Genomic DNA, 13,541 nt, shown 5'->3' on the forward strand with positions numbered 1-13,541 from the left:
ACCCCCTGGACCGACACCGACCGCCCCCGCCGCGCCGGCATCTCCTCCTTCGGCATCAGCGGCACCAACGCCCACCTCATCCTCCAAGCCGCACCACCCACACCCAACACCACAGAAACCACACCCGCACAGCAGAAGAAGGACCCCAATCCGAGGGTCCCGATCCCGTGGCTCCTATCCGCACGCACCCAAGCAGCACTGCAAGACCAGGCAAAGCAACTTCGCGATTTCGTTGTCGCGAACCCCGACCTCGACGCGGGTGCAGTCGCCCACACCCTTGCCTTCGAGCGCCACCATTTCCATCATCGCGCAGCCGCAATTGGTAAAGACCGTGAGGAATTGCTGATGCGGCTCGGATTCATCGTCGAGGGAACGTCTGCAGCTAACGTCATTTACGACAGAACAAGAGCCTCTGACGGCACGGCGTTCTTGTTCACTGGGCAAGGCAGTCAGCATCCCGGTATGGGAGAGGCCCTGTACCAAGGCTTTCCGCGCTTCAGGCAAGCATTGGACGAGGTTTTCGAGCGCCTGGATGAACATCTTGACCGGCCCCTGCGAGAGGTAATGTTTGCCGAATCCGGTTCGGTAGACGCCTCCCTTCTGGACCAGACCGCCTACACCCAACCTGCGATTTTCGCCTTCGAGTACGCGCTGCACCGACTGCTCACGGACACATTCGGTATCACTCCACGCATGCTTGCTGGTCACTCCATTGGCGAGTTCGCAGCGGCCCATGCAGCGGGAGTGTTCACCCTAGACGACGCTGCCGAGCTGGTCGCTGTCCGCGGGCGGCTGATGGACGCTGCTGAGCCGCTCGGCGCGATGATCAATATTGAGGCCAGCGAGGTCGAGATCCTCGCAGCGTTCACTGACGAGAATCCTGAGCAAATCGCCATCGCCGCAGTCAACGCGCCGGACTCCGTAGTGATTTCCGGAGATAAGACTTGCGTAGGAAGACTTGCCGAAGGATTCCGAGCACGGGGTCGCAGAGTTCGCGAACTACGGGTAAGCCACGCCTTTCATAGTCCACACATGAACCCGATACTTCCTGAATTCCGTCGAATCGCAGAGCGCGTAAACTACGCTCCACCGAAAATCCCCGTAGTTAGCGGGTGCACCGGAACCGTCGTTGAGGCGAGCGATATCACGACGCCCGACTACTGGGCCAACCAAATCCGTATGACGGTCCGATTCAATGACTGTATACAGACAATGTGTGACAATGGAGTTACACGATTTCTAGAAGTCGGGCCTGATGCAGTACTCACCCCCTTGGTAGGGACACACCCTTCCCTCCCGCTTGCGGTTCCCACATGCATCAAGCGCAAGTCCGAGATGAACGTGTTTCTAAGTGCTGTCGCTCGACTACATGCACACGGCGAAACAATTATGTGGGACAAGCTCTTCAGCAACTGTGAACGTACAAATCTGCCCACCTACCCATTCCAGCACCGCGCATTCTGGCTGGCCAATTCACCGGAGAGGGCCGCCGCGCGAGGGAGCACGCACTCTGATCGCTTCTGGGACACAGTGGAACGGAATGATCTCGATGGCGCAGCCGTCGTCCTGCAAGCAACCCCGCAGGAACGCGAAGCGCTAGCAATAGCACTTAAACCCCTCCATAAATTGCGCCAGCGCGACCTGAACAATTCACCAGGCATTTCGAACGAGCCCGACAACGAGTTGCGAGGAAGACTTGTCGACGCGACCGAAACAGAACGGCTTGGAATAGTCACCGATCTTGTGCGTACCCAACTCGCGGCAGCCCTCGGGCACGACAGTCCGGATGCCATCACCACTGACACAAGCATTATTGACCTCGGCCTCACATCGTTCATAGTCCTTGAGCTTTGTAACCAGCTTGCTGCGCGCGGCCTTGCCATCACGCCTCGCGCCGTGTTCGAGCAGCCGACGGTCGCAAAGCTGGCGTCGCACTTGTGCAGCACGATTGTTAAACCAGGCGAGCAAGCGTCGCCGTAAGCATTTTCCAAAGGAGCACTGTGAATCAGCCTGTTGTCATTGCCGGAGCAGGTCCTGTCGGCTTGATGCTCGCCTGCGAGCTCGGCCTTGCCGGCATCAAAAGTGTTGTCCTCGAACGACTCACGAAACCCCGAGATAATTCTCCGGGAATGGCGATAAACTCGGCGACTGTAGAACTACTTCAACAGCGTAGCCTTTTTGATGAGGTGCTGGCGAAGGGCAGGCAACTCCCGCTTGCCCACTTCGCCCACCTCCCCCTTGATCCCACCCGGGTGGCGGATATGCACCCAAGTACTGCCCTGGTCGCGCAAGCGCATCTGGAAGCCTGCCTCGCCGAACGAGCGATGAGCCTCGGAGCGCAGATTCGATACGGTCACGAGGTCAACAGGTTTACTCAGCACGAAACCGGGGTGACAATAGTGGTCCGCGCCTGCGGCGGTGAGCATACCCTAGAAAGCGCCTATTTGATTGGATGCGATGGAGCTGGTAGCACCGTCCGGTCACACGCAGGGATCTCGTTCCCTGGAACCACCGCACCGTTCTACGGCCTGACTGCCGAGGTCGAAGTTGGACCGTCCCACGCGCTCCTGGACCACATCGGAGGGCACCAGTACCACAACGGGATCTTCACCGTCATGCCAATCGGCACTGGAGTACTTCGGGTGTCTACTGGTGAGTTCGGGACCCCTACGCCGAGCGCTGCAGCCGCCAGCGCTGCCGCGCTTACGGCCCACATCCGCGCACTCACAGGGATGGCGATCGATCTTGGATCCGTGCGGTGGGTATCACACTGGCACAACGAGACTCGGCATGCAGAAAGCTATCGGAGGGGTCGGATTCTGATCGCCGGCGATGCCGCCCACGTGCATTTCCCGCTCGGAGGGCAGGCGCTAAGCACGGGGGTAGAGGACGCTGTGAACCTCGGTTGGAAATTGGCCGCAACAATTGCTGGCCACGCACCTCCCGGGCTACTCGACACTTACCATGACGAGCGGCACCCGGTCGGCGCTCGGGCTTGTAGGACGACGCTCGCCCAGCTCGCACTGATGTACCCGATGGAAACCGTTGCTCCGCTACGCGACCTAGTCGCTGAACTGACTGAGTTCGCCGATGTAAACGATCACCTAGTGCGGCTCGCAGCCGGCCTGGGTATCCGCTATCCGATCGGCACTCATGAGCTGGCAGGATGCCGGCTGCCAAATATTGAGGTGACAACTTCTGGGAGAACGAAGCGAATAGCCGAATTGCTGCAAGCAGGACGCGGGGTGGTCCTCGATACGACGGCTGCTTCGCTCCCCTTCGAGACGAACCGATGGGCAGGTGTCGTCGACTTCGTACGAGTACACCCGACGAAGGACTTGCTTGCCGATCGAGTCCTGATCCGCCCGGACGGCCGAGTCGCTTGGGCCGATTGTGGCGCCGACGACGACGCGGGGCTGATATCCGCGTTAGTGTCATGGTTCGGCAAGGGCACTGACCTGTCCTCTTTGGAAGAAGCTTAACTTCGGTTTAGCGCTCGCTGGGACCATTAACTCATAACTACCGAGCGGGAAATCTATCGACCTCAACTCTTCTGGTACGGAGATTCTGGCGCGGAATGAATCGACTGCATGGCAGCGAGATCTCGTTTACGGCCGAGACACAGAGAGGTGCTACAAGTGATAGAGAGCCCGCTGGTCGCAATTGGACTGCCGATCACCTGCTTTTTTCTGATGATCGGTATTGGTTTGACCTTGACACCCCAGGAGTTCGCCCACGAGATCAAACACCCGAAAGCAATCCTAGTCGCGTCCGTCGCACAATTGCTACTAATGCCAGCGCTCAGCTTCGTGATCGCTTGGACGCTGTCTCTGCCACCGCTGCTGGCCATCGGTCTGGTGACCATTGCTGCGTGCCCAGGCGCCGCCACAGCTCCCGTGATGACCTACCTCGCTCGGGCGAATGTACATCTCTCGATCGTTTTGACCGTGATCAACAGCATGCTCATCATCGTCAGTCTGCCAATCTTGGTCAACTTGGCGATCAATTCGCAACCGGTGAGTGTCGACGAAGCGATCGTCGTACCAGTGCCTCATACTATGGCGCTGCTGTTTGGCGTCGTGCTTGTCCCAGTGATACTAGGCATGGTGATCCGCGCTAGGGTGCCCAACACCGCGGCACGGATGGAGAAGGCCGTATCGATTTTCGGGGCAGTCGAACTCGTTGCTCTGATCGTGGCGATAATGATCTCGCTTGGTAGCAAGGTATTCGAATACCTGGCACAGGCCGGGGTTGCGGTAGCTCTGCTCAACCTCGGCGGAATCGCGATCGGAATCAGCGTCCTTACGCTGGCGAGACTACCAGTTGCCAGCCGGATCGCCGGCGGCATGGAGCTAGGCATCAAGAACGGCGCACTCGGCATGGTAATCGCGATAGCCGTCGTTGGCAGTGAAGAAGTAGCGGTTCCATTCGTGGCCTACGGCATCGTGATGTATTTTTCCGCGTCGATGATCGTCTTATATGCACGGCATCGCGCCCGCTCAAGCGTCCATGTTGTGGACGGTGTGACTGTTTAGGCTTGACCGGACGGGCTTTGCATGTGCAGTCGCCACCAGAGTTGCTCCACCGATAGTAAGAGCCCGTTGTTCTGTATCTCACCAGATGACCGAGGCCCTCAGGCGGGCTGAACACCGATTTCTTGGGGACTTAGTCCGCCTTTAGTGTGCAAAACGATCATCTAGGCCAAAGGCGTCGTTGAGCGGATCCGCACAACAGGCACCTGGAAGGAGCCGATTGTGACCGAAACAGGAATATATGTTTTGTCGACGGGCACGGTGCTGCCCGGGCCTGCAGTGGACAACGCGACCCTTGCCCACTACCTAAATGTGCCACCATTGTGGCAACAGTGGATTGATACTTTTATTGGCACGGATAGCCGCCATTTTTCGGTGGATCTGGATACCGGTGAGCGCCTTTATACGCTGGCCGACCTTGGTTCGGAGGCGGCGGCGCGAGCGCTGTCTGCAGCAGGCGTCCACGCGAGCGACATCGATTTGATTGTCATGGGTACCTCATCCCCCGACAATCTGATGCCAGCCACAGTAAACCTTGTTGCGGACCGACTAGGTATTACCGCAGTGCCCACCTACCAACTCCAGTCGGGATGCGCCGGAGCTGTGCAGGCACTCGACGTAGCGCGTCAGATGCTACGTACAGGGCGCCATCGCACCGCACTCGTGATAGGCGCGGACTCGTGCGCGAAGCATATGGGTCTTGCCACCAACCTGGCATCGGCATCACCCGCCGAGCAGATCAACGGCGTGCTGTTCGGGGACGGAGCTGGTGCGGCAGTCCTCACGACTCTCAGGCCCGATCCGTCTGCCAACGCAGCTGTCTTGTACCCCGTGCTAGTTCGCTTCGCCGGGTTGAACCAACCGCCTGGACAAATCATCGAGTGGTTTGGCAAAGCGGAACTTCACTCTGATCAGCCTGCTGCGGTCGAAGACTACAAGGCGATCGAGGCCCTAGTGCCTTCGATGGCGGTTAACACGCTTCGTGATCTACTCGACGAGCTCGCCTGGAAAGAGGCAGAGGTCGACTATATCCTGCCGCCGCAGCTTTCTGGCCGGATGACCGCGCGAATAATGGCGGAATTCGGCCTTCCTCATGCATATGAGATCAGCTGCGTGAAGGAAACGGGTAATACGGGGAATGCTCTGCCGTTCTTTTTGATTGAGGGAGTATTGCCGAGAATGGCGGAGGGCGATCGAGCAGTTGCTGTTGCGATCGAGTCGAGCAAATGGATCGAGTCGGCGTTCGCGATTGAGAAGGTGTGAAAGCAGTGAGCCAAACCCATCTGGGCGATGACGACTCCATGAAAAGGACTACTTCGTATACCTCTGTCATCGATCTTTACCGCAGCGGTAGGCTCATTGACGAATACCCGGCCGTCCGATGGCTGCTCGCCGATCTCGGCGGCGCTGAACTGATCCGAGCCGGCCGTGTGCTGGCGCGACTCGACCCAACAGAAATTGTCGAACGGCATCCCAGTACAGCTGTTTTGCGCGTTGCAGTCACTGGTCACGGCACTTTCGCAAATCTGATTCCGGCGCTGACCGCAGAGCTCGCACGGCATGGAGTAGTACCCCGCTACTATGTCGCCGATTTCGACAGCTTCGTATTCGAACTTGCCGATTCCGGAAGTCAGCTCTACGCAGCCAAACCGGATATGACACTTTGCGTACTCGATCCTATGCTTGTATTCGATGAGCTGAAGGAGCCCTGGCGTGCTGACGATGTAGATCACGTCCTTACGGCAAAGCTAGGCCTTATAGAGAACCTGGTGGCGACCTTTAGGGCTCAAAACCGCGGAATACTGGTCCTAAATACCCTTCCCCTACTTCGCCGTTTCACCGCTCAACTGATAGATCACAGCTCAAGAGCAAAGTTGGGTGCGCTGTGGCGGGACGCAAATTCCTCATTGCTGCGAATGAGCGAGGAAAACCCGACGGTCGCAGTTGTCGATTTAGATCCGATCATCGCTGATGGAGTGCCAGCCAGCGACGCGCGCATGAGTCAGTACGCTAAGGCGCACTTGTCCTCTGAGCTGCTTGCTTCCTACGCCCGCACAGCTGGACACATTGCCTCTCATTTATGTGGCCGGACGAGGAAGGCGCTTGTCGTCGACCTTGACGATACCTTGTGGGGTGGCACCGTTGGCGAGGATGGTGTCGACGGGATCGAGGTTGCAGATAGCCCGAGAGGGCAGGCATTCACAACCTTTCAACGAGTAGTAAAACAGATTGCGTCACAGGGCGTTCTTCTCGCGGCGGTGAGTAAGAACGAACCGAACCTTGTCCGTCAGGTGCTGCAGGAGCACTCCGGCATGACATTGCGCGAGCACGACTTCGTCAGCGTGATCGCGAATTGGCACCCGAAATGGGAAAATATCACAGAACTGGCGGCGACGCTAAATTTAAGCACCGATGGTTTTGTGTACATCGACGACAGTTCCTTTGAGTGTGGACTCGTGCGCAATGCGCTGCCTGGAGTTGCAGTACTCCGGGTCGACGAGGAACCCGCCTTTCATGTCGAAAAGCTTCTACACGATGGCTGGTTCGACGGATTGCAACTTACCGACGAGGATCGTATTCGCGTAAATCGATATCGCGACGATGTCGCACGGAAGGGTTTCCTTGATAGCTTCGACTCAGTCGAAAGCTACCTGCGCGAGCTGAGGGTTCAAGTCAGACTATCCGGAATGACCTCGGAGGACGTGCCCCGGGTTGCGCAGCTCACCCTGCGAACCAATCAGTTCAATTTGACAACGATTCGGCTGCAGGAGGGCCAGGTTCGAGCCTTATTGGCCGACCCTCGCGCGCAGATAGTAACGATCCGTTCACAGGATCGATTCGGCGACAACGGGCTGGTTGGCGCGATATTCATTCGCTGGGAGGAACAATCTGCACACATCGAGAACTTTCTACTTAGCTGCCGCGTGTTCTCTCGGGGCATAGAGCACGCCAGCCTCGCTCGAATTTTACACCGCGCCCGAGGTCGCGGCGCGAAGGCGGTGTACGGACACTACCGCCGAACGACAAAGAACACGAAGGTCGCGGACTTCTACCGTAGATACGGATTCGTTCAGGTCAGCGCAGATGATAGTCGGTCAATTTTCTCACACGACCTTGACAAGATCATTAAACCTCCAGCCTTCGTCCATATGATGGACGAAATTGAGGAAGCACGATGAGCTCGATAGAAGACTTCGTCGAACTGGTAAATATGGAAGCTGGACTCTCCTTTAGAGTTATCGACGCCGATGTTCATTTCGACCATCTAGAGGGATGGGATTCTTTACATCTACTGGCGGTACTGACTGCATTAGAGCGCCAGACTGGACGCCGCATCTCAATGCCGGATGTTTTGACTGCCCAAAATCTCAGGGACGTGTACAAGTTGGTGATCCAGTCGTGAGCCGTATAACTTCGTCTGTCGCACCATTGGTTCGCGAGCGCCGCCACACCTTACATTTCCTACGGGAGATTCGGTCGGTTTCTGCAGTGCACTTGGATACCGATGTAGACGTCTCCACTATCCAGCGACAGCAGGCCATCTTACGCGCCGCTGGTCACAGCCGATCACTCGTCACATACGTGCTCTATGCAGCTGCCCGTGTACTGGCCCGCCACCCCGATGCAAACGCTGCTATCCGGGGGAGGCTGCAACCTCAGGTGGCCCATTACTCAACGGTGAATGGGAAACTCACCTTGGATCGCACCATCAACGGTCAACGAGTTGTGCTGTCTGCCGTCTTCGCCGACCTACAATGTACTGGGCTCGATGATATCCAGGAACGCCTTCAGGTACTGAAGACCGGCGATCCGACAGAACTGGCTGACTTCGCTGGCGCCCGCCTCCTCCACAGGCTCCCAATTCCTCTGGGGTCCATGCTGTTTCGAGTTGGAATCCGGCCCTTCGGCAGGCGCGCAAGTGCCCTGGGGACCTTTGCAGTGAGCTCTCTGGGACATCGTTCCATTGATGGCTTTCATGCAATCGGCGGGACCACCATCACCTTTGGACTCGGGCAGGTGGCCGATCGTCCTGTAGTGCGCGACGGCGCGGTGGTCGTCGCTCCCATCCTGCGCCTGAACATGTCGTTCGACCACCGAGTGATCGATGGCGCTGAGGCAGCCGACGTACTTGCCGAAGTCAAGGCAGCGCTAGAGGGATTCAGCGAGAACGGCATCCACGAGCTCGATCGAGAGATACCTGCGATATGAACGATGTCAATGAGCTCAAGCAATTCGCTGGCGTGCATGCTCGAGGCCAACAAATACCAAACTATGACAAGATCCTCGACCGCATTCACCATGACGGCGAAGGCTCCGGCTCGTGGGTAGGCGAATGGATTCGGGCCGCCGAAAAACTTGCATCGCGTAACCTCCACTTGGAGGCGTCGCGGCACTACACCATGGCACGATTTCCGTTCGTGGATGGGCCAGCCCGCCAGTATGCACTTGAAGCGGGCGTGATGGAATTCGACCGGTGGCGAGTCAGCGAAGAACACCATATCTATCCACTTGATCTCACTGTCGGTTCGGGACAGTTCCGATGCTGGACGACCGGGCTTTCGACCACCAAACCGCGACCATTGTTACTTATCATGGGTGGCATCGTCACTACAAAGGAGCAGTGGGCGCCTCTACTTGCCCGCTTGGGGAAGTTCGGCATTGCAGCTATCGTTACGGAGCTCCCACGGGTGGGCGAGAATTCGCTTTGCTACGACAGCCACAGCTGGCGAATGCTGTCGAGCCTTCTCGACGCCGTCGCCGACCGAGCCGACGTCTCCCGCACCTACGCGATGAACCTGAGCTTCAGCGGTCATCTCGCCCTTCGTTGTGCAACGGAGGATCCACGAGTATGCGGTGTAATCACAGTTGGCGCGCCGATCACAGAATTCTTTAAAGACCGTCAATGGCAGTCCAAGGTTCCTGATCTCACCCTTAACACCCTTGCTTATCTGACCGAGATCCCGCGCGCCGACTTAGGGAACGCTCTCAGCGATTGGGCGCTGTCCGCCGACCAAATTGCGGCGCTAAACATTCCCGTTTCGTATGTCGCCAGTACTCAGGACGAGATCATCCCGCCGTCGGAGGTCAGGTTTCTACGCAAACATGCACGCGATTTGCAGGTCCTTGTGCACGAGGACGTTCACGGTGCCCCACACCATATGTCGGAGACATGGCCCTGGTGCCTGGCTTCGTTGTTCCGGATGCTCGACAACAGAAGCCTACGGGGTGCGGTATTCACCGCGCTGTGGATTGCTCAGCGCACTCGACGGCGGCTGACGAGCACCGGTTACTGAGCTTTAGCAAGAGGCTAGGTACCGCTTAGCCCCAGCGATCAGAGTAGAACGACCGCTCGGCACGGCATTCAATTGCCACCGGGCTGCGAATGCTCCCCGAGCTGCGAAGGGAAAGTACGCGGAAATGGTTGACAGGATCGAACTTAACACGGACGGGAATCTAATCGCGGACCAGGCCGTCGCGATCGTCGGCCTGTCATGTCGACTCCCCGAGGCTCCGAACCCTGAGGCCTTCTGGCGGATGCTGATTTCCGGTCGCGATGCAGTCGGACCAGTGCCTCGGCACCGATTCACCGATGCGCCAACAGTTGGCCCAGGCGCCCGCGGTGCATTCATCGAGAATGTGGACGGATTCGATCCGGGGTTCTTCGGCATCTCGCCCCGTGAAGCGGAGGCTATGGATCCGCAACAGAGACTGATGCTGGAGCTATCCTGGGAAGCGCTCGAAGATGCCGGCATCATTCCGGCGGATCTCAGCGACGGTGACGTCGGCGTCTTCGTCGGGGCAATTTGGGACGACTACGCCACGTTGCTGCAGCGGAGCCGCGGGGCAGCAAGCCGCTATGTGTTCACCGGAGTCCAACGAGGCATGATCGCTAACCGTGTCTCCTATTCCCTTGGCCTCCGAGGGCCGAGTATGACCATCGACACAGCCCAATCGTCCTCGCTGGTCGCAGTGCACACAGCCTGTGAGAGTTTGCATCGTGGCGAGGCGAAGCTGGCGCTGGCAGGAGGAATCAACTTAAACATTTCCTCGGAGAGCACAGCTCGATCAGTCAATTTTGGCGGCCTGTCGCCCGATGGACGTTGCTATACTTTTGATGCTCGAGCGAACGGATATGTTCGCGGCGAGGGCGGCGTTGTAGTGGTGCTTAAGCCCCTCACTGATGCTTTGGCTGACGGCGATCCAATTTACTGCGTCATCCGCGGGACCGCTATAAACAACGATGGCGCGACTACAGGCCTGACCGTGCCCAGCGCTGAGGGCCAGTCTCAAGTAATCCGCGATGCATGCGCCCGCGCTGGAATAAGCCCTGGTCGAATCCAGTACGTCGAACTACACGGAACCGGTACCGCGGTCGGCGACCCGATTGAAGCAACGGCCCTTGGAGAAGCTCTGTGCCAGGACCGCTCGCCTGCCGCACCCCTTCTGGTCGGCTCCGTAAAGACCAACATCGGTCACCTCGAAGGCGCAGCGGGAATCGCGGGACTGCTAAAGACGGTTCTTAGCATCAAGCACCGGGCACTGCCCCCGAGTCTGAATTTCGAGAGACCGAACCCGAACATCGACTTCGATGCGCTCGGTCTGCGCGTTCAGGACCGTCTCGGCTCATGGCCCCAGTCAGAGCTCATTGCTGGTGTGAGTTCTTTCGGGATTGGAGGAACCAACTGTCACGTAATCCTCTCCGAGTCTCCAGTCACACAGCAACCTGTCCACGGTCAGCCCAGCGCCCGGCATGTCCAGTCACCGATACCATGGGTGCTGTCTGGCCGGACGAGCACCGCACTGCGTGCCCAGGCATCTCGACTGTTAGATTCCTTGCAGGATCGGGTCAACAAACCAGTGGACGTCGGATGGTCGCTGGCTACCACCCGCACAGCGTTTGAACACCGCGCAGTCATTGTCGGGGCCGATGAGACAGACATGTTGAGCCGTCTGCATGCGCTAGCAAGTGGCCATGATGCTCCGGGGATTGTTCGAGGGGTAAAGGATGCGAGGACGACTCGGGCTGTTTTCGTATTTCCTGGGCAAGGGTCCCAGTGGCCAGGTATGGCGCTCGGGTTGTTCGAGCGGTCGACCGCATTTCGCGATGCGTTCATAGCATGTGACACGGCTTTGCGAAAGTACGTCGACTGGTCACTGTTTGACGTACTTCGAGGTAAGCCCACCGCCCCCTCTCTCGATAAGGTCGACGTCGTCCAGCCGATGCTCTTCGCAGTGATGGTCTCGCTGGCACGGCTGTGGGAATCGTTCGGTCTTCGGCCGAACGCCGTCATCGGCCACTCACAGGGTGAGATCGCGGCAGCACACATCGCTGGCGCTCTCAGTCTCGACGACGCTGCTCGAGTTGTGGCGGTGCGAAGCAAGGCGCTCACCTCTGTGGCCGGCCATGGTGGGATGGCTTCCGTCGCGCTGTCGGTCGACGCGGTAACAGCACTGCTCGACAAGTGGCCGGGACGGTTGGACATCGCGGCCGAGAATGGCCCTGCCGCGACAGTAGTGTCCGGCGAGTCTACTGCGATCGATGAATTGCTTGCCGAGTGCACCGTTCAAGGGTTGAGCGCGCGGAGAATACCAGTCGACTATGCGTCACACTCGGTGCAGGTCGAGTCCATTCGAACGCGTCTTCTCGGCGAGCTAGCAAGTATCACGCCTCGGACGAGTGAGGTCCCGTTCTACTCCACAGTTACCGCAACGGTCCTCGACACGGAGTTGCTCGATGCGGACTACTGGTATCGGAACTTGCGCATGCGGGTGCAATTCGCGTCGGCGATACGCCAACTCGGCGGCAGCGGACATCAGACCTTCATAGAGTGCAGCCCCCACGGAGTGCTCGTCCTTCCGATACAGGAAACTCTCGACGATGCCCTCGTAGTCGGTTCGCTGCGTCGCGACGAGGATTCGTGGCTGTCCTACCTCCGAGCTCTCGCACAGGTTTACGTGTACGGCGCCACTGTCGACTGGTCCAGGGCGTTCCCGTCAACAGCGCACAGAATCCAATTGCCATCCTACGCATTCCAGCGCGAGCAGTACTGGCCTCAGCTCACCCACGGCACGCCGGAAGTCCCCGCCATCGACGATGTCCGTTACGAACCTCATGATGCATCAAGTGCAAGCACTATCGACCGAGAATCCTGGATAGGACGGCTTACTGGTCTTACCGATCCGGAACAGGTCGCAGTGTTGGTCGAACTGATCCGTACAGAGACCGCGATCGTTGTCGGTCATCTGCATGCAGACGCTGTAGACCCTGCACGGACATTCAAGGATTTGGGCATTGATTCGCCTGCTGCCGTCGAGCTACGTAACCGACTAACTACAGCGCTCGGCAGAAAGCTCCCACCGACCATTGTCTTCGCACACCCGACCCCCACCTCGCTAGCTGAGCACCTCCGACAACAGCTTCTTGAACACTCCGATGCAATTTTTGCGCCAGCGTCTAACGCAGTTGACGAGCCGATTGCGGTTGTGGGGATGGGGTGTCGGCTTCCCGGCGGTGTGACCAGTCCGGCGCAGCTGTGGGATCTGGTCGCTGGTGAGGTCGATGCCATCGGCGGCTTCCCGGAGGATCGCGGGTGGAATCTCGAGGATCTGTTCGACTCGGATCCGGACATGATCGGCAAGTCCTACACCCGTCACGGTGGGTTCCTTTACGACGCCGATGGTTTCGACGCCGAGTTCTTCGGCATCAGCCCCCGAGAGGCGTTGGCACTGGACCCCCAGCAACGCCTGCTGCTCGAAGTCGCCTGGGAAGCATTCGAAAACGCCGGCATCAACCCCACCACCCTCCACGGCGACCCCATCGGAACCTTCACCGGAGTGATGTCGCAGGAGTACGGCGCCCGTATGCATGAAGCACCACCTGAGCTGAGCGGGTACGTCCTGACCGGTACTACTGCGAGTGTGGCGTCGGGTCGGGTGGCCTACACCTTCGGGTTCGAAGGCCCGGCCATCACCGTCGACACCGCCTGCTCCTCCTCCCTAGTCGCCATC

9 protein-coding genes are annotated in these 13,541 nt (G+C 58.5%); all 9 read left to right on the top strand.

Translation table 11 applies throughout. The features are described 5' to 3' along the window. Window positions 1-1,980 (top strand): acyltransferase domain-containing protein (locus tag ABZV58_RS34435; RefSeq protein WP_355004379.1); only part of this gene is annotated, 1,980 nt, incomplete at its 5' end. Between the two features lie 20 nt (window positions 1,981-2,000). Continuing rightward, a complete protein-coding gene (locus ABZV58_RS34440) occupies window positions 2,001-3,482 on the top strand; it encodes an FAD-dependent monooxygenase (protein WP_355004380.1) in 1,482 nt (493 codons plus the stop codon). Window positions 3,483-3,638: 156 nt separating this feature from the next. After that, a complete protein-coding gene (locus ABZV58_RS34445) occupies window positions 3,639-4,535 on the top strand; it encodes a bile acid:sodium symporter family protein (protein ID WP_355004381.1) in 897 nt (298 codons plus the stop codon). 219 nt (window positions 4,536-4,754) lie between these two features. Continuing rightward, window positions 4,755-5,795 (top strand): 3-oxoacyl-ACP synthase III family protein, encoded by a 1,041-nt coding sequence (locus ABZV58_RS34450; RefSeq protein ID WP_355004382.1) that lies wholly within the window; start codon window positions 4,755-4,757, stop codon window positions 5,793-5,795. A gap of 5 nt (window positions 5,796-5,800) precedes the next feature. Further along, window positions 5,801-7,711: an HAD-IIIC family phosphatase gene (locus ABZV58_RS34455; RefSeq protein ID WP_355004383.1), complete on the top strand. Its 1,911-nt coding sequence runs from the start codon at window positions 5,801-5,803 to the stop codon at window positions 7,709-7,711. Continuing rightward, window positions 7,708-7,935 carry an acyl carrier protein gene (locus ABZV58_RS34460; protein WP_355004384.1) on the top strand — a complete coding sequence of 76 codons (228 nt, stop codon included), beginning with the start codon at window positions 7,708-7,710 and terminating at the stop codon, window positions 7,933-7,935. Before ABZV58_RS34455 ends, ABZV58_RS34460 begins: the two co-directional genes overlap by 4 nt. Window positions 7,936-8,228: 293 nt before the next feature. After that, window positions 8,229-8,741 (top strand): 2-oxo acid dehydrogenase subunit E2, encoded by a 513-nt coding sequence (locus ABZV58_RS34465; protein WP_355004385.1) that lies wholly within the window; start codon window positions 8,229-8,231, stop codon window positions 8,739-8,741. Further along, window positions 8,738-9,826, top strand: coding sequence for an alpha/beta hydrolase (locus ABZV58_RS34470; RefSeq protein WP_355004386.1), 1,089 nt, complete (start codon window positions 8,738-8,740; stop codon window positions 9,824-9,826). The genes ABZV58_RS34465 and ABZV58_RS34470 overlap by 4 nt, the downstream gene beginning before the upstream one ends. Window positions 9,827-9,950: 124 nt before the next feature. Beyond that, the coding region (locus tag ABZV58_RS34475) for a beta-ketoacyl synthase N-terminal-like domain-containing protein (RefSeq protein WP_355004387.1) at window positions 9,951-13,541 on the top strand (3,591 nt) is incomplete at its 3' end.

Origin of the sequence: Nocardia sp. NPDC004654 (assembly GCF_040609595.1) — a bacterium.
Taxonomy (GTDB): domain Bacteria; phylum Actinomycetota; class Actinomycetes; order Mycobacteriales; family Mycobacteriaceae; genus Nocardia.